This window comes from Acinetobacter sp. ANC 4779 (assembly GCF_004331055.1).
Lineage (GTDB): Bacteria > Pseudomonadota > Gammaproteobacteria > Pseudomonadales > Moraxellaceae > Acinetobacter.
In genome coordinates this window covers 1-20,432 of record NZ_SJNU01000013.1, presented here as the reverse complement: position 1 = coordinate 20,432, position 20,432 = coordinate 1, and the positions used below count along the sequence as shown (strand labels likewise).

The window sequence follows — 20,432 nt, the reverse complement described above, 5'->3', positions numbered from 1 at the left end:
CACGGTTCTAAATGGCATTTGCCTGACTTGACACTTTTTTTAGTTTGCCTAAGTACAAAAAGTTACAGAAGCTCACCAACTTGCTATGCAGTATCTGTAATCTTTGTGACAAAAAAGTGAATGAGAAATGACAGTTTGATGACGTGTTTAGATGGGTCTTTAAACTAAATATTTCTTTTTTATTCTATATTTATAAAAAAATGGAGCCGAAGCTCCATTTTTTTTGAATTCATTTTAAATTACAGTGCAGCTTTAATTTTTTCAGCCAAGGCTTGGATTTTTTTTTGATCACCCATGTGTAAAGCATGTTTGCCTAACTCATGAACTGAACTTGGAATAAGGTGAAAATGTACATGCGGAACAGTTTGACCCGCAGATGCGCCTGAAAGTTGCATCAGTACAATCCCTTTGACTTCGAGAGCTTTCTCCATTGCTTGCGCAATTTTTTGCACAATCTGAATGGTATAAGCAGCAGCTTCAGGCGGCAGATCGAGTAATGTGATCGCAGGGGTTTTAGGGATAACCAGCGTGTGACCTTCAGCTTGTGGCATGATGTCCATAAAAGCGAGGACTTGATCATCTTCATAGACTTTAATTGCAGGAATTTCGTTGCGAATAATTCGTGCAAAAATATTTTGATCATCGTAAAGCATGGCTAATCCTTAAAAGTGAATTGAACTGTAATTATTTACAGCTCAATTCTTTCTGACGATCTTTGATGGCGTCAAGTCGTTGTTGCTCTTTTTCTGAAAATTTTGGTTTAGTTGTATAGCAATTATCATTGCCAAACTTCGCCTTGGCGTCAGGGTCTTTAAAGCAAAAACCTTTAGATGCGTAAATGACATCATGGTCATTCTTCAATTTTTGACATTCTTGCTCTGGCGTTGCTGCAAAAGCACTTGCCCCAATAAAAGTTGCAACACTGGCAAAGATTGCAACACTTAACTTAGTCATGAGAGTTTCCTCTGTAAGAACATTGTGTATAACACATAAACACAATATTAGGTTTCGTTATCATTATTCAATGGCGATTTATTACTCAAGGGTGATTTTACTCCATGATTCATACATTTTTACAGCGCTTGAAAAGTCACTGTCTTTTTCTGCTAAATCACTGGAAGCCTGAATTAAACTTTGAGTAAGCGCAATCACTGGCGCAGAAAGTCTGGCTTCACGAACCAGGTCTAAAGCAATTCCGGTATCTTTGGCCAATAACGGCAGGGCAAAGGTCAGAGGGAAACTTCGATTTAAAATACGCTGCGGCAACACAGTTTCCGTTACACCACTTTTGCCACTTGAAGCATTAATACAATCTAAGGCTTCATTCAGGTTGACGCCATGTGCTTTAAGGGCAGTAAAACCTTCGGCCACTGAACAAAGATTTACAGCCAATAACATATTGTTTACAGCTTTAACTGCAAATCCTGCGCCCGGGCCACCGACATGTTTAATAAGCTTGCCAAAGGCCTGAATTGCAGGTAGCGCCTTTTCAAAAGCGCTCGCTTCTCCGCCAATCATCACCGTTAAGGTCGCATTTTCAGCCCCAATGGTTTGACCACTGACTGGTGCATCAAGGAAATCTACATCTTGTTCTTTTAATTGTGTTGCCAGTTTTTTTGCCGATTCAGGAACACCACTGGTACAATCCACCCATACAGCACCAGATTTAATTTTGATACTGGCAATCAGATCCTCGACCTCTTTGCTGGTCGGCAAGCAAGAGAAAATAATATCTGCTTGAACCGCTTGTTGCAGTTCGACTGCTTGCGTACCAAACTCAGTTGCATGTTGTTGAGCTTTTTCGAAATTACGGTTCCATACATAGACCGTGTCGAAATGTTGAGGCAAATGTGCCGCCATGCGGTAACCCATCGCCCCTAAGCCGATGAATGCAACTGACTGAATCATGATGTGTCCTTTATATTTTGCTTGATCTGTGTTTTAGCCATGTGGTCATAAATGGCCAGAATTCATTGGCACTAGATTGACTCGACATCAACCCTAAATGACCACCCGGAATAAGAGTAAACGTGACATCCTGACTATTTGTCAATTCAATTAAAGGCTTAACCGCCTCGGCAGATACGATTTGGTCGCTACGACCCGCACCCACCAATACAGCGCACTCAATATTCTTTAATTCGATATTGTTATCTTGCAATTGGATAACGCCATTTTTGAGCGGATTTTGTAGCCAGACATTAAAAATCATGTCCTGATTGATACCACCGGGATAATCAATCATGCGGTTGAGGAAATGTCCCATGGTGGCGTGTTCATACAAAATTTGCGTGTTATCCAGATTAAGCAGCAGTTGCTTTTGACTTTGAATCCATCCTATAGGGTCTATAATTTTAAACCCGAAGGCATTGAGCAATCCCGGAGTATGGATCAGATATTTAGGTAAAGATTCAGAAAAGATTTTGTTTTGCAGAGCTCTATTTTTGGCAATCAGTTGATTGACCTTTTGAAACAGTTTGCCGGTACGGCCCGAGGCATAACTGTCTACCGGACTGCCCAGTACAATCAAATTCTTAACGTAATTCGGTTTATGCAGTGCGCAATACAGCATGACGAATACACCGGACATACTCCAGCCATGCAGTGAAATTTCATCGCTGTTTGAATGTTGGCGAATTTGCTCAATACAATGTGGAATTGCATCATCAATAAATGACATGAAATTGAGGAAGCGATCTTTATAGTGGTATTGTCCCCATTCGACTAAATAAACATCAAAACCACTATTTTGAAAATGTTTGACCAGCGAGCGGTAAGGGTACAAGTCATAAATCGCCATGTTGATGGCTAAAGGTGCAATAAAGACCAGCGGTTCTTTATATTGTTTGTCTGGAGAAGCGTAATAACGCACACGAGTTTGTTTATATTCAGCAATGACTTCATAAGGCGTGGTTTGCGATAAAACCAGCGACTTTGAATTAAACAAACTGGTCGACAGGTTTTTAAGCTTGCTTTTCTGTTTGGCAATTTTATTTTTAACTTGAATCATTGCTGCAGGTACTAACATATGAGGGGATTGATCGAAGTGTAGGCGATATTTGTGCATTATACCTTGACCTTAAATACCATAGGCGCTCAAAATGTTGGCAATTATTAGCAACGGCAGTCTAAGGACTGGGTAGGAAAGATGAGCCAACAAGACGACATTGAATACCAATTAGATACTTTAGCCATCCGTACAGGTCATACACGCAGTTTTGAAGGTGAACACAGCGAGCCAATTTTTCTGACATCTTCATTTGTTTATGAAAATGCAGCAGAAGCAGCCGCGAAATTTTCGGGTCAAGAACCGGGAAATATTTATTCACGTTTTACCAATCCGACTGTAGCGATGTTCGAAAAACGTTTAGCTGCTCTGGAAGGTGCTGAACGTGCTGTGGCAACCAGTTCGGGTATGGCAGCCATTATGGCTGTGGCAATGTCCTATTTAAAATTGGGCGATCATGTCATCTGTTCACGTGCAGTGTTTGGTTCAACCGTATCCTTGTTTGAAAAATACGTGGCCAAATTTGGTGTAACTGTCGATTTTGTTGACTTGACAGATTTGGCGGCATGGAAAAATGCCATCAAGCCTGAAACCAAGTTACTGTTTGTAGAATCACCTTCCAATCCGCTTGCTGAAGTTGCCGATGTTCAAGCCTTGGCAGATCTTGCCCATGCCAATGGTGCATTACTGGCTATTGATAACAGCTTCTGTACTCCCGTGTTGCAACAACCGATTAAATTGGGTGCTGACTTGGTGGTTTACTCAGCAACTAAATACTTAGATGGTCAAGGCCGTGCTTTGGGCGGTGCTGTGGTGGGTAATCACAAACTGCTTGAAGACGTATTTGGTTATGTACGTACAACAGGTCCATCAATGAGCCCATTCAATGCATGGATATTTTTGAAAGGTCTGGAAACTTTACGTTTACGTATGCGGGAACATTCAGCAAGTGCACAAAAGCTGGCTGAATTCTTGAACAACCATGAAAAAGTTGAAAAAGTATATTACGCTGGTTTAACTTCGCATGTAGGTCATGAACTTGCAGCAAAACAACAAACTGGTTTTGGCGGTATTGTTTCGTTTGAAGTAAAAGGTGGTCGTGAAGGGGCTTGGAAAGTCATCGACAATACCCAATTTATTTCTATCACCGGTAATTTAGGGGATGCGAAATCGACAATTACTCACCCAGCGACCACAACTCACGGTAAACTCTCAGCGGAAGCAAAAGAAGCGGCAGGTATTCGTGAAGGTTTAATTCGAGTATCTGTGGGTTTGGAAGATATTGATGATATTATTCGCGACATTCGTCGTGGTTTAGATTTAATCTAATTTATAAACACTGATTTAGAAAATAATTGTTCGGAGAATTTTATGAACATTAATATGTTGATGCAGCAAGCCCAGCGCATGCAGAAAGATGTTGAAAGCAACATGAAAAAAGCCAAAGAAGAGCTTGCTCAGACTGAAGTGAATGCTGAGGCTGGCGGTGGTTTGGTGAAAGTCACCATGACTTGCCGTAACGTGGTAAAACGTATCGAAATCAGTCCTGAACTTCTTCAAGACGATCCTGATATGATTGAAGACTTGATTGCTGCTGCAATGAATGATGCTGCACGTCAAGCTGAAGCGGTTTCTGAAGAACGCATGAAAGCGGCTAACTCCGGTATGGGCTTGCCACCAGGCCTTTCCGGTTTATTCTAAGGAATACGTTGAGTGTTTAGTGATCGATTTGATCAGCTGGTGCAAGCTTTACGTATTTTGCCAAGTGTTGGGCCGAAATCGGCTCAGCGCATGGCATTACACCTGATCATGAAAAATCGGGAAGGTGCAGTGGGCTTGGCACATGCTTTAAATGAAGCAACTACTTATATTCATGAATGTAGCGTTTGTCATTCATTGACTGAAAATGAAGTGTGTGATATTTGCCTGTCCCATGAACGGGATGATCAGCTGCTCTGTGTGGTGGAATCACCTGCAGATGTGATGGCGATTGAACAAAGTGGCAGTTTTCGTGGTAAATACCATGTGCTGGGTGGGCATTTATCGCCACTGGATGGGATTGGCCCTGAAGAAATTGGTATTCCATATCTGATACAACGCTTGAGTCAAGGCAATGTTTCTGAAGTGATCCTCGCCACCAATGCCACTGTAGAAGGTCAGGCAACTGCACATTACTTGGTTGAAGCGAGCAAGCATTTGCCTGTACAAATGACCCGAATTGCTCAAGGTGTTCCTCAAGGGGGAGAACTTGAATATGTCGATAGTCATACTTTAAGTCAGGCCGTTCATAATCGTATGCGTATGAAATAAGTACTTAGGTGCTTATTTCATCATTTAAAGAGTAAACCCAGACTTAAGTAACCTTTAGCTCATTGAAATATAAACTTATACAAAAAACATATAAGAAATGATTTTCGTTTAAAAGAAATGCTTAAATTAAAGTAATAAATTCTACAAAGATAAATTTTGTTATATCTAAATGCTATATATCGGTTAATATACTTTTAAAGAGAATCTGATTTTAGACTCGGTAATATGTTTCATTTCATTCAGCAACAAAAAGACTTAGATAATATTTTGCATTTGATGGGGCAGACCTCCATTTATGGATTAGACACAGAATTTATTAAAGTCGACACCTTATGGCCTAAATTAGGTTTATTTCAGATTAATGTTGCAGGTCAAATCTTTTTGCTCGATGGGGCAAGTCTGGATTTGTCTGCATTTTGGCAAAAATTATTTCAAGCACAGCAAAATATTTTTCATGCCTGTAGTGAAGATATCGATCTCATCTATCACTATGCCCAGCAAAAAAGCCTAAGCAATGTTTTTGATACCCAAGTGGGATTGTCTTTTCTGGGACATGGATTGCAAGTTAGTTATCAAAATGCGTTGAAACAAATACTTGATGTCGATATTGATAAAGATCAGACACGATCTGATTGGCTGGCACGTCCGCTTAGTCCGGAACAGTTGACGTATGCTGCCAATGATGTGCTTTATTTGATGAATTTATCCAATAAAATTCAGCATGAATTAACCGAGAAAAATTTACTTGAGTTTGCAATTGAAGATTGCCGTCATTTGACTCATGAAATTGGGCAAGAAACCCCATTGGATTTGCTTTACCATGATGTGGGAAATTACCGACATTCACGCCGTCAATTGATGCAGTTACAGCAACTGGCAGTGTGGCGTGAACAGATGGTGAAAGCGCTGAATTATCCACGCAGTTTTATTCTGAAAACTTCAACTATGATTGATTTGGTGGAAAAAAATCCACGTAATCATTTCCAGTTATCCAGCATTAAAGATATTCGTCAAAATATCGTGCGTGATCATGGTAAGACCATTCTGGATTTATTGAACTTCTTACCCCAACAGGCAGAATGGCCACTTCGTATGGCACGACCAATTCGTCATTCCTCCAAGGATATTGGTGAAAAAGTCGATAACGTCATTCAGGCGATAGTGGAAGAAACTACCGTACCGAAAGAAGTATTGATGCGTAAGAAATGGCTAAATGCCCTGTATCAGCATGTGGTTTTTCATAATGACGAACAGGATTTGCCTGCCTATCTTTTGGGTTGGCGCTATGAGCTGTTAACCAAACCACTAATTGATGTTCTGCATGCGGATGAACAATATCTGTCCACCCAAATGAAGGTGGTTGAGTGATTTTTAAACCGATTGCTTAAAGAATTATCGTTTATACAAAATCAAGACTGATGCGTTAATAATCACTAATGTATCGGTCTTTTTTTTGCTGTATGCTTAAGCCAAGTTTTATGAGTACTGTTTCCACTATGCATTGTTCAATTTTCAAATCCAGCAAAAAAGATGAAATGTATATTTACATTGCCCGTCCTGAGCCAACTGAAAACGAAGCTGAAGCAGCAAGTCCGCTTGAGGTTTTGCCTGAACCGATGCGTATTGCATTTGGTCGTGCGACTTTTGTGATGGATTTAGAGATCTCTGAGAGCCGTAAATTGGCACGTGTAAATGTATTGCATGTGATTGATTCAATTAAAACCAAAGGCTTCTTTATTCAAGTGCCGCCAGAAGGTTTAATTAATCCTAATCAACCTGCCCCAGAAGGGTTACGCGGTGCCTAAAATCGATTCAGGAGTTGCACGATGAATAGTTTTCTTTCTCTCCTAGATTCAATTCCTGAAGACAGTATCGCTGTCACGGTTTATGTATTAGGAAGTATGATTATTCTTTGGGCATGGTATGCGATTGCAAAACGCTTGCCTCAACCTTTGGGTGGAATCACGTGGATTATTGGGTTTGCGATTTTACTCACGCCTACGGTTTCTGAAGGAAATAATGCGTCCATCGCCCCGGCAATTTTTGGGTTGTTATTTGGCATTTTAACCAAAGAAACTGCTTTGGTCTGGTCAAATGCTTCCCTTATCTTATTTGTTGTGGGACTTGGTCTGGTGGTTGGCTATTTATGGTCAAGATACACCGCCAACAAAGCAAAATTTGTAGTCAATAAAAATAGTTCACCGCTTTAAGTAAAACAATAAGGTTAAATTATGTCTGTGGATACTCAACAATTTTCTGGTACAGATCAGTACATTGCGACTGATAGTTTAAAACTTGCTGTCAAAGCGGCACGCACATTGCAAAAACCGCTTTTGGTTAAAGGCGAGCCGGGTACAGGTAAAACTTTACTTGCAGAACAAGTCGCTGAAAGTTTGGGACTTGAACTGATTACCTGGCATATCAAGTCAACCACCAAAGCACAGCAAGGCTTATATGAATACGATGCTGTATCACGCTTGCGTGATAGCCAATTGGGCGATGATCGTGTTTATGATATTAAAAACTATATTAAACCTGGGAAATTGTGGGAAGCATTCACTCGTGAAGAGCGCTGTGTGTTATTGATTGATGAAATTGATAAAGCAGACATCGAATTTCCAAACGACTTGTTGCATGAACTGGATAAAATGTCGTTCTTTGTTTATGAAACAGGGGAAACCATCACTGCGATCCAACGTCCGATTGTGATCATTACTTCAAACAATGAGAAAGAATTACCGGATGCATTCTTGCGCCGTTGTTTCTTCCATTATATTGAATTTCCTGATGAAGCGACCATGCGCGAGATTATTGATGTGCATTTCCCACAAGTATCAGCAAGCTTAGTCAACGAGGCTTTGCAAGTTTTCTTTAAGCTGCGCCAAATTCCGGGATTAAAGAAACCGCCGTCGACCTCTGAACTGATTGACTGGTTAAGCCTGCTAATGGCCGATGACATGCCTGAAGATGTTCTGCGCAATCATGATAAATCCAAAGCGATTCCACCACTTTATGGTGCGTTGATTAAAAACGAGCAAGATGTCCAGTTGCTTGAACGTTTAGCCTTTATGTCACGTCGTTAAGGGAGAAACACGCATGTTTGTGCGATTGTTTTATACTTTGCGACGTTACGGCGTACCTGTTTCAACACGTGAACTGATTGATCTGAATGAAGCGGTTGCGTCTGGTCTGGTTTTTGCAGATCAGGACGAGTTCTATCAACTGGCAAAAACTGTCATGGTTAAAGATGAACGTTTCTTTGACAAGTTTGACCGTGCCATGAAAGATTATTTTGATGGTATCTCAACGTTTGACTTGGATGATTTGCTCAATCAAGTGCATAAATTGCCGAAAGACTGGTTTGATCTTGAGTTGCTGGAAAAGCATCTGACACCAGAGCAGCGCGAAGAGCTTAAAAAAGCCGGTTCCCTTGAAGAATTGATGAAGATGCTGGAAGAGCGTCTGCGTGAACAGCACAAGAAGCATCAGGGCGGCAACAAAATGATCGGCACGGGTGGCACATCGCCTTTCGGGGCGTATGGCGATCATCCTGAAGGTGTGCGCATTGGTGGGCCTGGGCGTAAACGCTCGGCGGTCAAAGTCTGGGAACAGCGTAAATACCAAAATCTCGATGACGAACAGATTTTAGGTACACGCCAGATGCAAATGGCACTCCGCCGTTTACGTAAATTTGCCCGTCAAGGTGCTGCTGAAGAACTGGATATCAATAGCACCATTCGTGAAACGGCCAAGCAGGGCATTTTAGATGTGCAACTTGTGCCAGAACGTCGTAACCGTATTAAAGTGCTGATGTTGTTTGATGTCGGCGGATCGATGGATTCACACATCGCGCAATGTGAAAAACTATTCAGTGCTGCAAAAACCGAATTTAAAACTTTAGAGTATTTTTATTTCCATAACTGTTTGTACGATTATGTGTGGAAGGACAATATCCGTCGCTCTAACACGCGCATGAATACTTGGGATTTATTCAATACCTATGGCCGGGACTATCGTGTGATTGTGGTGGGCGATGCCAGTATGGCACCTTATGAGCTAAGCTCGGCCGGTGGTTCGGTTGAATATATGAATGATGAAGCGGGCAATGTGTGGTTGCAGCGTTTACGTCAGCATTTTGAAAAGACCGCATGGCTCAATCCTGAAGAAGACCGGTATTGGCATTACACGCATACTATTGGTCAAATTAAGCAGATTTTTGAAGATCATATGTATCCAATGACCTTGAAAGGTGTGGAAGATATGACGAAATATTTAGCTCGCTAGCATAATAAAACTTAACGCGTTGCTTTCAAATAAAGGAATTGGAAAATGACTCATCAAATTAATGGTATTCCATTGCCAAATGAACAAGGTTTCTTTGGACAATACGGTGGTCAGTTTATTCCACCTCATTTAAAAGAAGCGATGGATGAAATTAATGTGGCGTATGAAGAAATTCGCCATACTGCAGAATTTCAAAATGAACTGGCAGATTTATTTACCAATTATGTCGGTCGTCCAAGTCCATTGTTTCATGCCAAGCGTTTGTCGGATCAATTGGGTGGTGCACAAATCTACTTGAAACGTGAAGATTTAAACCATACGGGCGCGCACAAAATTAACCATTGCCTTGGCGAGGCTTTACTTGCCAAATATATGGGTAAAACTAAAGTCATTGCAGAAACCGGTGCAGGGCAGCATGGTGTGGCACTCGCAACAGCATGTGCTTTGGTCGGTATTCCCTGTGAAATTCACATGGGCCAAGTCGATATTGAAAAAGAACATCCCAATGTCGTGAAAATGAAAATTTTGGGTGCAACCCTGATTTCAGTCACACGCGGCACTGCAACCTTAAAAGATGCAGTAGACAGCGCATTTGATGAATATCTAAAAGATCCAAAAAACTTTATCTATGCCATTGGTTCAGTCGTCGGACCCCATCCATTCCCGAAAATGGTACGTGACTTTCAGTCCATTATTGGCGATGAAATTAAAGTTCAAACCCAAGATCGTTTTGGTTCACATCCGGATTATATCGTGGCCTGTGTCGGTGGTGGCTCAAATGCGATAGGTGCTTTTACAGCCTTCTTAAATGAATCTGATGTAAAACTTGTAGGAGTTGAACCTGCAGGACATGGTCTGGATACCGATATGCATTCAGCAACCTTGACTTTGGGTAAACCGAGTCAACTGCATGGGATGGCTTGTTATGTGCTTGAAGATGAGCAAGGTGAGCCATTGCCGGTACATTCAATTGCGTCGGGTCTGGATTATCCGGGTGTAGGTCCACAGCACAGCTTCTTGAAAGATTTGGGTCGTGTGGAATATTCAACGGCAACAGATCAGGAATGCTTGGATGCATTTATGACCTTGTCGCGTGTAGAAGGTATTGTTCCTGCGTTAGAAAGCTCACATGCAGTGGCATGGGCGATCCGTGAATCACCGAAAATGGCGAAAGATGTAAAAATCGTGGTGAACTTGTCTGGTCGTGGTGATAAAGACGCTGATTATGTTGCGGAAAAATTAGGGTTGAACTAAAGATAAATTTCCCTTGATAAAAGGGGGATTTAGATGGATTAAAAAAACCTCTCAATATGAGAGGTTTTTTATTCGCTTTCTTTAATGAAAAGCTTAACTGGCAATATATTGTTGTAACTGATCAATGAGTTTGCGCTGATCATCCATGACGGCTTTAACCAGGTCACCAATTGAAATCAAGCCGATCAGTTTGTCATTTTCAACCACAGGAAGATGACGCAAATGGCGGTCTGTCATAAGATCTAAGCAAGCTTCCACACTGGTTGATTTGGTCACTGTTAATACTTTTGCAGTCATAATTTCACTGACCGCAGTTTCTTTAGAGGTACGTTCCATCAACATAACCTTGCGTGTGTAATCACGCTCAGAAAGAATGCCGACCACCTTATCTTGGTCAGTGACCACAACCGCCCCAATGCCTTTTTCTGCCATAAGTGAAATTGCTTCAAATACCGTTGCTTCTGGACTGATCGTAAAGATGGTTTGTTCCATTTTGTCCTGAATAACTTGTGCTACATTGGTCATTTACTGTCATCCTTTATTGTTTGTTATTTGACATTAAACTTAGCGCGAAATCAGAAAAATGCAAATACTTTTCAGTTCATAAATAAAATTTTACATCTCTATGTTTTTTGCTTTAACTCTTTGCACAACTGTTTAAGCAGGTTGCAAAGATTCAGAAAAAAACAAATGACGCATTTGTTGAGTGGTTAATTTAAATTTTCGACTGGAAGAATTACATAAAGCAGGGGTGACTTTTAAGCGCGTTAATGTCGGCAGCAATGATTCTTGAAAATCCTGAGGTGTAATTTTACGCGGTGTATAGTCGGGCCAATGTAATTCAGCGTATTTATGCGCTTGAACATTGTTAAGCCAAAAAGGAAATATATAGTCTTCATGGTCAGACATCATTGCCCAGCCTTGTTGGTGATATAAACCCCAAAGTACACCGCAATACATCATTGACTTTAAAAGTGTAATTTTAAAGAACAAGTCTTTAGGAATAAGGTGTAAAGATTTAATTTGATTCATACCAAAAGCATCAAGTGACTTAAGACGCTATTGTAGGAAATTTAAATGAAAGTTCTGTGTAAGCTTTGAGAAACAATGTAAGAAAATATATATTTAAAAATAATAGGCATTAAAAAACGCCACCTTAGTGACGTTTTATTAAGCTTGCATGGTGGCTAAATTTTGCCAATATTGGGCTTTTAACGAGTCTCGTTCTACACGGAAACCTTGATAATAAAGTTCTGCTAGAAATAATGCAGCTTTACCATGCCCAGCACGAGCGACATCTTCCAATTTTTGAACTGCGTCTGCAAAATTCATTTGTGATTGAATCGTATTTACTGCATCTGCATATGCATGTTCTAAGTCTTGATGAGAGAGTTGTTGAATCATATTAAACTCCTTATTGTAATTATGATTGCTAAGATTAAGACTTTTAAGTTTGTCTTGATATTACTTTAACCAGCTTTTGTTAAAGTAATATTACATTCAACTTAAATTGTCAAACAATATATGTGGGTCGTTGTTATAAATTCAAGTTTACATGATTAAACAATGCGCAAAATGATTTTTTATTAATATGGATATACGGAAGTTCGTAAATATAAGGAGAATAACATGACAAAAACATTAGATGGTATGAATTTTGATTTGCCTCCTACAGCCGATCAAATTGTTGAGCTGGCACATCAGCATCGCAAAAATTTAGATGAAGCCGTTTTTCATCAAGAAATTCACTTAGGTGACTTTTGTTTAGCTCAGCGCAAAAGAGTTTATGATTTTACCCGTCAGTTGGATCCCCAACAACGTGAACAGTTTTATGACGTTTATAATGGTGAGTTAATACGCATTGCGGATGATGATGAACTGCATCCAGCAGATTCGGAAAGAGGGGTTGGGGTTTTTGCTATTGCACTTGTTTTAGGGATTATTGCGTTGGTACTTTACTTTGCCGTGATTAGAAACGTAATAGGATAAACAATTGATGATTGCTCAATTTCTGCCACAAGTGCTTGGGAATTGAGCAAATCTGCTTGTACTTATTTTTACTGCGCCATACACTACCTGAAGTTCGAGGTAGGTTATGCATATTGCTATACAAAAAATTATTCAATTAAAATCTGAAATAAAGCTGGAAAATGTTTATAACGTGCTCATTGTTACTATTATCGCCATTATATTAACGCTGGCTTTTATTGCCCTGCATCGACCAATTTCAGTTTCACAATTTGAAAATATTGTGAAACTTTCCTCCCAAGCCAATTATCCTGATACCCAAGAAATGGCGTTGCACCTGATGCAGCAGCCCCAGGTCCCTTATGCTCAATACTTTAAATTGATGCAGGCGCATCAGTTGGAAATGACACGGGCGCATCAATTACCCCCTTTGCAGCTGGAGCAATAATTGTGTTAGGAATCTGTTCGATGGAAGGTGCTGAAAGCTTAGGTGCATCTGGAAGTAGATTTTGATTAAGGGCGGCTTCTAAGGCTGGTTTATCGAGTTTTTCATTGACTACAATGATGGTCAAGCGTTCGGGATGCAGATGCTTGCGGATTGCATCTTGGATATCTTGGGCGGTCATTTTCTCTAATAATTTTGGATAATCATTTAGATAACTAGATGCCTGATTATAAAAACCTATTGAGCCTAACTGGGCATTAATATTGGCATTGCTACTATAATTATTTGGAAAAGCTCGTAACATGCCTGCTTTGGTTTCTTCCAGCTGTTTTTGATCAATCGGATATTTTACAAAATTGACTAAAGCCTGATGAGCAACTTGTATGCTGTCGAGCAGTTGGTCTTGTCGGGTTGAATAACTGAAACTAAAAGTACCCGGAACTTGGCTAAATGAAAAGGAGCTATAAGCTCCATAAGTGTATCCACGTTTAACCCGTAGCTCTTTCATCAATACAGAATTGAAGCCACTACCACCAAACATTTGATTGGCAACTTCTAAAGCTAAACGGTCTGGATCAAAACGTGTGGTGCCCAAATGCCCCATAGTTACATGTGCTTGGCTAGAATTAAAAGTAAGGTGACGAATATCAAAACTTGATTTGTCGAGTGGCTGAGCCAGCGGCTTGGCTTTTTGCCCCTGTTTTAAATTACCTGCAATACGTTCAGAAAGCTGTAGTGCTTCTTTAGGAGTAAGTTGACCGGTAATGGCAATATTCAGATTTTGAGCCACCAGAAATTGATCACTAAATTGTTTTAATTGTACTGGGGTGATTTTACTGATGCTGCGTTGTGTTCCGGTAATCGGTTCTGCGTAAGGATGCTTCCCATACAAAGCACGATAAAACTGAACATTCATCATCCGGCTCGGACTTTCCTGAATCTGCTTTTGACCGACTTGGGTATTGCTTAACACCAAATTAATACTCGATTTTTTAAAAGTGGAATGATTTAAAACTTCCATCATCATGCCTAATGCCGGCTCAAATTTTTTCGGATCCGATAGCACTCTTAATTTTACAACGAACATATCCCGATAAGCCTGGGCACTAAATTGAGCACCCACTCTTTCAAAAGCACTGGCAATTTCGTTGGCATTATATTTTTCTGTACCTTCATCAATCAGCTTTGCTGCCATATTGGCAACCCCATACAAACCTGCAGCGATCTCTTCATCCCGTGCTGCACCTGCATTAAATGTCAGTTGGATATCAACCATGGGCAAATCTTTTGATTCTACAAATAGGCTGCGGACTTTATAGCGATTTTTCAGTTCATGAACATAGGGGGCATTAAATTGAAGTTGTTTGTTATCAATTTTTAAACTTTGTAGAAGCGGGATTGAGGTTAAATGGGTTGGATTGTCATCAGTTATGTTATTTAAATCTACATCTACATCTGCAATTGTATATTGAGCGCAGATCATTGAACTGAGTAAAACGATAGGGCGTAGCTTCAACATTTAAAATTCCGTTATTGTGCTTTATTTTCGGGAGAAAGATATAAAGTGCTGAGATTGTCACGGGTAAAATACATATTCGCCACGCGCTGAATATCTTGAGGGCTTACGGTTTCAAAATGTTTAGGCAGTTCATCCATTAAGCGAAAACTTAAACCATTGATTTCCAAGTTACCAATCATTTTGGTTTGTCCCGCAATATCGTCTTGGCTATAGACTAAATTAGCCACGAATTTAGCCGTCACACGTTCAACCTCTTCGGGTTTAATCAGTTCAGTCTTTAATAAATCAATTTCACTTTGAATGGCTTTTTCAGCCTCTTGTAAACTCACACCGTCGACAGGTAATGCGGAAATACTGAGTAAGCTGTCTCCACGACTATAGGGGTCATACGAAACACTGATTGCGGTCAAAATTTTCTTGTTGCGGATCAGTCGTTCTTGGAGTCGTGAGGAAATACCGCTATCTAATACATTTTTAATAATAGTGAGTGCATAAGCATCTTGCGGATTCTTTGCGGTCACCAGTGAGCGGACATTCCATGCCATATATAAATTCGGTACTTGTACCGGTAAGTTGAGTTCCATATGGCGATAACCAACCCGATCAAACTCCAATACGTCATTTCTGGGTGGTGTTTTTCTGGCTGGAATGTCAGCAAAATATTTTTGGACTTGTAATAAAGTACTTTCAGAATCAACATCACCGACAATAATCAATATGGCATTATTGGGGGTATACCAGTCTCGATACCATTTTTTGACATCTTCAAGCTGAATATTTTGCAGATTTTTCATGTAGCCAATGACAGGTTGTCGGTAATGGCTGGTTGGATAGGTAATCCATTTGAATCGTTCGAAAGCCAGAGATCTGGGATTGTCATCGGTACGTAAGCGCCGTTCTTCCATGACTACTTTGATTTCCGGATCGTAATCTTGCTGCCGTAACAGCAGGTTGCTCATGCGATCCGCTTCAAGCTCTAAAGACATTGGTAAATAGGTTTTCGGGTAAAGCTGATAGTAGTTGGTGTAATTGGTAAAGGTTGAGGCATTTACGCTTCCACCATAAATCCGACTTAAGCGGGTAAACTCGTCATTCGGAACTTTATTGGTTCCTTTAAACATCATGTGTTCTAGAACATGGGAAATTCCCAAAAAATTACCTGATTCATCACTGCTTCCCACACCATACCAAATTTGAGTCATCACCATAGGCGAGCGATGGTCTTCACGAATAATCACTTTTAAGCCATTTTTAAGCGTGGTTTCAAAGGTAGTACGCGCTAATTCACTGCGGGTCTCTGCATGAACCCATCCGCTTTGCACTGAGAGTAAGGTAAAGCACATGGCTAAAATGTATTTTTTTAAAAAAGACCGCTTTGGAAACAGTGAGAAGTAACTTTTGGGCACAATATTTACCAAAGTGATTAATTGTATTTATGACTATTTTTAAGAAATTCCTGTTTGAAAGCAAGGCGGAGTTGTTCGTTTTTGGTGTGTTGTACGTCTACTGGGGATTGCAAAGGAAATTTATGCTAGAATCCTTGTTTTTCAACGCAATGCTTTTCAAGGATTCGGCATGCAACAGCAATCTAATGGGCAAAATAAATTTTTGATTGATGCTGATATCGGAGATGACGATGTCACTTTACCGAATTTACCTGCGGTAAATGTACCTATTGTTGAAACTCCAAAACAAGAACAAGCAAATGTTTCTGCGCCTGTAGCCACAGAAACTGAGCAAGATGAAGCATCAAGGAGCGGTTTTTTTAGCCGCATGAAAGTCGGCTTAAGCAAAACCCGTAAAAATCTTGCTGATGGCATGGTAAATATTCTGATCGGTGGTAAAGAAATCGATGATGAATTATTAGAGGAAGTGGAAGAGCAATTACTGGTTGCAGATATTGGTGTTGAGGCAACGAAAACCATTATTGCCAATTTAACCGAGCGTACCACACGTGGTGATTTGATCTATTCGCATTCCTTGTATAAAGCTTTGCAAGAAGAGTTGGTGGCGATCCTTGCTCCACGTGTCAAACCTTTACACATTGACCCAAATAAAGCGCCGTTCGTTATTTTGGTAGTAGGCGTCAACGGTGTTGGTAAAACCACAACCATTGGTAAACTGGCAAAACGCTTGCAAGGTGAAGGCAAGAAAGTGATGTTGGCAGCAGGCGATACCTTCCGTGCTGCAGCAACAGAACAGCTTCAAATTTGGGGTGATCGTAATAATATTGCAGTAGTATCACAAGGTCATGGGGCAGATTCTGCCTCGGTAATTTTTGATGCCTTTGAAAGTGCGCGTGCCAAAGGTGTGGATGTTCTTATTGCAGATACTGCGGGACGTTTACATAATAAAAGCCACTTGATGCAAGAACTCACCAAAGTTAAGCGCGTGATGCAAAAAATTGATGCCACTGCACCGCATGAAATTATGTTGGTGGTGGACGCGGGTACAGGTCAAAATGCCATTAATCAAGTCGAAATGTTTGATGAAGCCGTTGGTCTAACCGGACTTACCATTACCAAGCTTGATGGTACGGCCAAGGGTGGCGTGCTGTTTAATATTGCCAGCCGTTCCCATGTACCCATTCGTTTTATTGGGGTGGGTGAAAAAATCGACGATTTACGTCCGTTCTCGGCCAAATCTTTTGTTGCAGCATTATTTGAAACTGAAAAGTAAAATGCTTGATATTTCACATAAACTCCGCCAAGTGCGGAGTTTGTTGTTTTTAGGCTAATTGTTTGATTTAAAAAACAACACATAAAAATAACTTATTTAAAGGAGTCCTGTGGAAACGATTAGAATAAAAGGAGATTAAAAGCTTGGGCATTTGTATTGGGGAGTACTGCTGTGGCATTGTTAGAAAAAATTGGTCATGTCCTGACGGCAGATATTACCAAAGATTTTAAGCTTAAGAAAAGAGCTGCTGAAGAAATACACCAATTAACTTTTGTTGATCATTTGAAGAAACGTCGTAGCATCTATGTGCTCGGGAAAAAGGTTCATTATAGTCAAGCTTATTTGGCAGAACTCATTCAGGAAGCGGTACGAAGTTGTCCATCTGCCTTGAATTCACAAAGTTCACGTATTGTGGTGTTATTTGGTGATTCTCATGAAAAATTTTGGGACATTGTCAAAGAAGTACAACGCAAATTGGTTGCAGCGCATGTTTTTGCCGGTACAGAAATGAAGATTGATCAGTGTGCCGCAGGTTTTGGTACGGTTCTTTTTTATGAGGATCAGCAAACCATTCAGCGATTAAAAAAGAAAATCCCTTTTAATGCGGGTGATTTTCCAGTCTGGTCAGAACAGACTTCAGGCATGGCACAATATGCAGTATGGACGGCCTTGGCTGATTCGGGGATCGGAGCTTGCCTGCAACACTATAATCCGAGTATAGATTTAGCAGTTACAGACTATTTTAATATAGACGCATCGTGGTTGCTTCGAGCACAACTGGTGTTTGGGTCAATTGAGCAAGACGCCGAGCCCAAAATAGATTTGCAGGAAGCTGATCGATTTAGAATATTAGTCTAATCGATACTATGTACAAAAAAAGCACCTAATAGCGGTGCTTTTATATTTTTAAAGTCAGCATGAAATTCCAAATATTTCATAAAATTGTTCTATAAATAAAACACAATGTCACTTTTTAGTCATGTACTCATACTAGAATTAAACTAAGATTAATCCATCCTAATAATGTTTAACAAAAATCAGAGGGAATTAAATCATGTCATTTCTAGAGCAAATTAAACAACGCCGTAGCATTTACTCAATTGGTAAAAATGTTCCCTTGGCACAAGATAAAATCGAAGAAATTATTAAAGATGCGGTACGCAATAGTCCATCTGCTTTTAATTCGCAGACATCACGTATTGTTACTCTATACGGTGGATCACATAGCAAATTTTGGAATATTGTGCGTGAAACACTCCGTAAAATGGTGCCAGTAGATGCTTTTGAAAAGACCGATACAAAAATTAATAGTTTTGCAGCAGGTTATGGCACCGTTTTATTTTTTGAAGATCAAGATGTTGTAAAGTCTTTGCAAGAACAATTTGCTTTATATGCTGATCATTTCCCCGCATGGTCAGAACATTCCACGGCTATTGCCCAGTTTGCGGTATGGACAGCATTGGCAGAACACCATATAGGTGCTTCATTACAGCACTATCATCCGGTAATTGATGAGGAAGTTGCAAAGACTTTTGATATTCCTAAAAACTGGAAATTACGTGCTCAATTGGTATTTGGTTCAATTGAAGCCTCTGCGGGAGAAAAAACATTTATGGATGATAAAGAGCGGTTTAAGAAATTTGACTAAATTGTGGTTAATTTAAAATTATGCAGAGCGTTATTTAACGCTCTTTTTTATGGCTCGAAAAAATTTAATATTTATATCTACGAAGTTGCAAAGTTTATCTCAACAAACTCTTGAAAATGCTGGTGTATTGAAAATGTGTTTGTCATAAAATCGTCATTTATACATTGCATAGTGCAACTCAATTTTAACAATCAAAGAAGAGAAAGCAGAATGGCTTTAAGATTAACTTTTGCAGCAGCTGCATTCATGATTAGTGGTGTTGCATTTTCAGCAGTCACGATTACAGCCCCTGAAGAAATCAAAATTGTTGCGGTAAATGATCAGGAAGTTAATACAGGATTGTTTCGTTCGGCAAATAACCAATATAAAGTCGATGCAGGTGAAAGTAGTATTAGTGTGCGTTACACCCAATATTTTGAACATCTGAATGGTGAGCACGACATTGTTAAGTCTGGTGTAGTAACGCTAAAAACCCCCTCGCTAAAAGATGGTGAAAATTACCGATTAGATTTAGTCAATGCACCCGCAAGTTTTGAAGCTGCAAAAAAATATGCTGAACAACCTATCATTGCTTTGGTGGATAAAAATAAACAACTACTGGTGCAACAAACGGGTGCAAACACAGAACAAAAACCTTGGTTGGGACAAGGTGTCTTTGCAAAAGCTACAGACTTAACCCAAAAGAAATCTACACCAGCTAATCAGCCAGCACCCGTTTATACACAGGCAGCAGTTATTTCAGGGGTTGCTTCACCAGCGAGCTTAAATTCGAGCGTATCAATTTATTCTACCAATACAGCAGATCAGCAACTGATTCAGCTTTGGAAGGGTGCGAATAAGGTCGAACGTCAAAAATTTATGTCATGGTTAACTGAACAAGCTAACTAATTCATGGATTTATTCATTGAAAGAAAAAACTGGCTTTAGTTGGTTTTTTGTTTTTTATAGAGGTGATGGTGATGTCGGATTTGTATTTATACATAAGAAAAAAGTATGAAAAGACTTAAAAAGTGAGAAAAATAGCATTTTGGTTTAAAAAACGAACAGTCGGTTCCATTTTTCAGGTATTTTGATAGATAGGGGGTTGTGCGGATGGTGAAACTGTATAGAATACGCCGCATACCAACGAGATATGTTGAGACGAACGAAGCGCGAAGCGCTGAGTTGTTGAGATTATCTTGTTGTTTCTTGTCTCTGACGAAGAGCGAGATAGATCATTAAGAACTTATGAAGAACAACTTGTGTGGATTTTTACTGGTTGATCGATCGAAATTATTTTCATTGATTGATGGTAGAAATGACTCGAAGTTTATTTGAG

General features: G+C 39.9%; 24 protein-coding genes. 15 read left to right on the top strand and 9 right to left on the bottom strand.

Features of this window, described 5'->3' with window-relative positions; all coding sequences use genetic code 11:
- Positions 1-239: 239 nt before the first annotated feature.
- From E0H80_RS13895 to E0H80_RS13880, 4 genes are all read right to left on the bottom strand, one after another.
- Positions 240-653, bottom strand: coding sequence for an HIT family protein (locus tag E0H80_RS13895; protein ID WP_131366747.1), 414 nt, complete (start codon positions 651-653; stop codon positions 240-242).
- A gap of 31 nt (positions 654-684) precedes the next feature.
- On the bottom strand, positions 685-954 hold the full coding sequence (locus E0H80_RS13890) for a YARHG domain-containing protein (RefSeq protein ID WP_131366745.1): 270 nt from the start codon (positions 952-954) through the stop codon (positions 685-687).
- A gap of 81 nt (positions 955-1,035) precedes the next feature.
- Complete coding sequence (locus E0H80_RS13885) at positions 1,036-1,908, bottom strand: NAD(P)-dependent oxidoreductase (protein WP_131366743.1); 873 nt, start codon at positions 1,906-1,908, stop codon at positions 1,036-1,038.
- Positions 1,909-1,918: 10 nt separating this feature from the next.
- Positions 1,919-3,010, bottom strand: coding sequence for an alpha/beta fold hydrolase (locus E0H80_RS13880; RefSeq protein WP_131366873.1), 1,092 nt, complete (start codon positions 3,008-3,010; stop codon positions 1,919-1,921).
- Positions 3,011-3,148: 138 nt separating this feature from the next.
- Between E0H80_RS13880 and E0H80_RS13875 the strand changes: the two genes are divergently transcribed.
- The 9 genes from E0H80_RS13875 (at position 3,149) to trpB (ending at position 10,855) form a co-directional block, all read left to right on the top strand.
- Entirely contained in the window at positions 3,149-4,336 is a 1,188-nt protein-coding gene (locus tag E0H80_RS13875) for an O-succinylhomoserine sulfhydrylase (protein WP_131366741.1), read from the top strand.
- A 42-nt stretch (positions 4,337-4,378) separates the two neighbouring features.
- A complete protein-coding gene (locus E0H80_RS13870) occupies positions 4,379-4,708 on the top strand; it encodes a YbaB/EbfC family nucleoid-associated protein (RefSeq protein ID WP_067865849.1) in 330 nt (109 codons plus the stop codon).
- Positions 4,709-4,720: 12 nt separating this feature from the next.
- Positions 4,721-5,317 (top strand): recombination mediator RecR, encoded by a 597-nt coding sequence (recR, locus tag E0H80_RS13865; RefSeq protein ID WP_067865852.1) that lies wholly within the window; start codon positions 4,721-4,723, stop codon positions 5,315-5,317.
- Positions 5,318-5,542: 225 nt separating this feature from the next.
- Positions 5,543-6,685, top strand: a complete 1,143-nt coding sequence (locus E0H80_RS13860; protein WP_131366738.1) for a ribonuclease D — start codon at positions 5,543-5,545, stop codon at positions 6,683-6,685.
- 128 nt (positions 6,686-6,813) lie between these two features.
- The gene (locus E0H80_RS13855; RefSeq protein ID WP_131366871.1) at positions 6,814-7,122 is read left to right on the top strand and encodes a YcgL domain-containing protein; all 309 of its coding nucleotides are present in this window, start codon (positions 6,814-6,816) and stop codon (positions 7,120-7,122) included.
- 21 nt (positions 7,123-7,143) lie between these two features.
- Positions 7,144-7,527: a hypothetical protein gene (locus E0H80_RS13850; protein WP_067865861.1), complete on the top strand. Its 384-nt coding sequence runs from the start codon at positions 7,144-7,146 to the stop codon at positions 7,525-7,527.
- A gap of 21 nt (positions 7,528-7,548) precedes the next feature.
- Positions 7,549-8,400 (top strand): AAA family ATPase, encoded by an 852-nt coding sequence (locus E0H80_RS13845; protein WP_131366736.1) that lies wholly within the window; start codon positions 7,549-7,551, stop codon positions 8,398-8,400.
- Between the two features lie 13 nt (positions 8,401-8,413).
- Positions 8,414-9,601, top strand: a complete 1,188-nt coding sequence (locus tag E0H80_RS13840; RefSeq protein ID WP_131366734.1) for a vWA domain-containing protein — start codon at positions 8,414-8,416, stop codon at positions 9,599-9,601.
- Positions 9,602-9,646: 45 nt separating this feature from the next.
- Positions 9,647-10,855, top strand: a complete 1,209-nt coding sequence (trpB, locus tag E0H80_RS13835; protein ID WP_131366732.1) for a tryptophan synthase subunit beta — start codon at positions 9,647-9,649, stop codon at positions 10,853-10,855.
- 93 nt (positions 10,856-10,948) lie between these two features.
- Here trpB and E0H80_RS13830 read toward each other — a convergent pair whose 3' ends face one another.
- From E0H80_RS13830 to E0H80_RS13820, 3 genes are all read right to left on the bottom strand, one after another.
- On the bottom strand, positions 10,949-11,380 hold the full coding sequence (locus E0H80_RS13830; protein WP_131366730.1) for a CBS domain-containing protein: 432 nt from the start codon (positions 11,378-11,380) through the stop codon (positions 10,949-10,951).
- A 132-nt stretch (positions 11,381-11,512) separates the two neighbouring features.
- Entirely contained in the window at positions 11,513-11,887 is a 375-nt protein-coding gene (locus E0H80_RS13825; RefSeq protein WP_131366728.1) for a DUF2750 domain-containing protein, read from the bottom strand.
- 138 nt (positions 11,888-12,025) lie between these two features.
- Complete coding sequence (locus E0H80_RS13820; protein WP_067865878.1) at positions 12,026-12,259, bottom strand: hypothetical protein; 234 nt, start codon at positions 12,257-12,259, stop codon at positions 12,026-12,028.
- A gap of 225 nt (positions 12,260-12,484) precedes the next feature.
- Between E0H80_RS13820 and E0H80_RS13815 the strand changes: the two genes are divergently transcribed.
- Together E0H80_RS13815 and E0H80_RS13810 are read left to right on the top strand one after the other, a co-directional pair.
- Complete coding sequence (locus E0H80_RS13815; RefSeq protein ID WP_067865880.1) at positions 12,485-12,844, top strand: hypothetical protein; 360 nt, start codon at positions 12,485-12,487, stop codon at positions 12,842-12,844.
- Positions 12,845-12,950: 106 nt separating this feature from the next.
- A complete protein-coding gene (locus E0H80_RS13810; protein ID WP_131366726.1) occupies positions 12,951-13,271 on the top strand; it encodes a hypothetical protein in 321 nt (106 codons plus the stop codon).
- Here E0H80_RS13810 and E0H80_RS13805 read toward each other — a convergent pair.
- Both E0H80_RS13805 and E0H80_RS13800 read right to left on the bottom strand, forming a co-directional pair.
- Complete coding sequence (locus tag E0H80_RS13805) at positions 13,198-14,751, bottom strand: M16 family metallopeptidase (RefSeq protein ID WP_416224600.1); 1,554 nt, start codon at positions 14,749-14,751, stop codon at positions 13,198-13,200. The two genes, E0H80_RS13810 and E0H80_RS13805, sit on opposite strands and share 74 nt — an antisense overlap.
- A gap of 47 nt (positions 14,752-14,798) precedes the next feature.
- Positions 14,799-16,130 carry a M16 family metallopeptidase gene (locus E0H80_RS13800; protein ID WP_228260000.1) on the bottom strand — a complete coding sequence of 444 codons (1,332 nt, stop codon included), beginning with the start codon at positions 16,128-16,130 and terminating at the stop codon, positions 14,799-14,801.
- A gap of 232 nt (positions 16,131-16,362) precedes the next feature.
- On the opposite strand from E0H80_RS13800, the gene ftsY reads away from it, so the two are divergent.
- The 4 genes from ftsY (at position 16,363) to E0H80_RS13780 (ending at position 20,002) form a co-directional block, all read left to right on the top strand.
- Positions 16,363-17,466 (top strand): signal recognition particle-docking protein FtsY, encoded by a 1,104-nt coding sequence (ftsY, locus tag E0H80_RS13795; protein ID WP_131366720.1) that lies wholly within the window; start codon positions 16,363-16,365, stop codon positions 17,464-17,466.
- Positions 17,467-17,637: 171 nt separating this feature from the next.
- The gene (locus E0H80_RS13790) at positions 17,638-18,324 is read left to right on the top strand and encodes a nitroreductase family protein (RefSeq protein WP_131366718.1); all 687 of its coding nucleotides are present in this window, start codon (positions 17,638-17,640) and stop codon (positions 18,322-18,324) included.
- 196 nt (positions 18,325-18,520) lie between these two features.
- Entirely contained in the window at positions 18,521-19,114 is a 594-nt protein-coding gene (locus E0H80_RS13785; RefSeq protein WP_131366717.1) for a nitroreductase family protein, read from the top strand.
- Between the two features lie 210 nt (positions 19,115-19,324).
- Complete coding sequence (locus E0H80_RS13780) at positions 19,325-20,002, top strand: DUF2057 family protein (protein WP_131366716.1); 678 nt, start codon at positions 19,325-19,327, stop codon at positions 20,000-20,002.
- Positions 20,003-20,432 lie beyond the last annotated feature (430 nt).

Excerpts from the sequence above, each read along its gene's own strand:
- E0H80_RS13895 (WP_131366747.1), bottom strand. The coding sequence starts at position 653 with ATGCTTTACGATGATCAAAATATTTTTGCACGAATTATTCGCAACGAA.
- E0H80_RS13890 (WP_131366745.1), bottom strand. The coding sequence starts at position 954 with ATGACTAAGTTAAGTGTTGCAATCTTTGCCAGTGTTGCAACTTTTATT.
- E0H80_RS13885 (WP_131366743.1), bottom strand. The coding sequence starts at position 1,908 with ATGATTCAGTCAGTTGCATTCATCGGCTTAGGGGCGATGGGTTACCGC.
- E0H80_RS13880 (WP_131366873.1), bottom strand. The coding sequence starts at position 3,010 with ATGATTCAAGTTAAAAATAAAATTGCCAAACAGAAAAGCAAGCTTAAA.
- E0H80_RS13875 (WP_131366741.1), top strand. The coding sequence starts at position 3,149 with ATGAGCCAACAAGACGACATTGAATACCAATTAGATACTTTAGCCATC.
- E0H80_RS13870 (WP_067865849.1), top strand. The coding sequence starts at position 4,379 with ATGAACATTAATATGTTGATGCAGCAAGCCCAGCGCATGCAGAAAGAT.
- E0H80_RS13860 (WP_131366738.1), top strand. The coding sequence starts at position 5,543 with ATGTTTCATTTCATTCAGCAACAAAAAGACTTAGATAATATTTTGCAT.
- E0H80_RS13855 (WP_131366871.1), top strand. The coding sequence starts at position 6,814 with ATGCATTGTTCAATTTTCAAATCCAGCAAAAAAGATGAAATGTATATT.
- E0H80_RS13850 (WP_067865861.1), top strand. The coding sequence starts at position 7,144 with ATGAATAGTTTTCTTTCTCTCCTAGATTCAATTCCTGAAGACAGTATC.
- E0H80_RS13845 (WP_131366736.1), top strand. The coding sequence starts at position 7,549 with ATGTCTGTGGATACTCAACAATTTTCTGGTACAGATCAGTACATTGCG.
- E0H80_RS13840 (WP_131366734.1), top strand. The coding sequence starts at position 8,414 with ATGTTTGTGCGATTGTTTTATACTTTGCGACGTTACGGCGTACCTGTT.
- trpB (WP_131366732.1), top strand. The coding sequence starts at position 9,647 with ATGACTCATCAAATTAATGGTATTCCATTGCCAAATGAACAAGGTTTC.
- E0H80_RS13830 (WP_131366730.1), bottom strand. The coding sequence starts at position 11,380 with ATGACCAATGTAGCACAAGTTATTCAGGACAAAATGGAACAAACCATC.
- E0H80_RS13825 (WP_131366728.1), bottom strand. The coding sequence starts at position 11,887 with ATGAATCAAATTAAATCTTTACACCTTATTCCTAAAGACTTGTTCTTT.
- E0H80_RS13820 (WP_067865878.1), bottom strand. The coding sequence starts at position 12,259 with ATGATTCAACAACTCTCTCATCAAGACTTAGAACATGCATATGCAGAT.
- E0H80_RS13815 (WP_067865880.1), top strand. The coding sequence starts at position 12,485 with ATGACAAAAACATTAGATGGTATGAATTTTGATTTGCCTCCTACAGCC.
- E0H80_RS13810 (WP_131366726.1), top strand. The coding sequence starts at position 12,951 with ATGCATATTGCTATACAAAAAATTATTCAATTAAAATCTGAAATAAAG.
- E0H80_RS13805 (WP_416224600.1), bottom strand. The coding sequence starts at position 14,751 with ATGATCTGCGCTCAATATACAATTGCAGATGTAGATGTAGATTTAAAT.
- E0H80_RS13800 (WP_228260000.1), bottom strand. The coding sequence starts at position 16,130 with ATGTGCTTTACCTTACTCTCAGTGCAAAGCGGATGGGTTCATGCAGAG.
- ftsY (WP_131366720.1), top strand. The coding sequence starts at position 16,363 with ATGCAACAGCAATCTAATGGGCAAAATAAATTTTTGATTGATGCTGAT.
- E0H80_RS13785 (WP_131366717.1), top strand. The coding sequence starts at position 18,521 with ATGTCATTTCTAGAGCAAATTAAACAACGCCGTAGCATTTACTCAATT.
- E0H80_RS13780 (WP_131366716.1), top strand. The coding sequence starts at position 19,325 with ATGGCTTTAAGATTAACTTTTGCAGCAGCTGCATTCATGATTAGTGGT.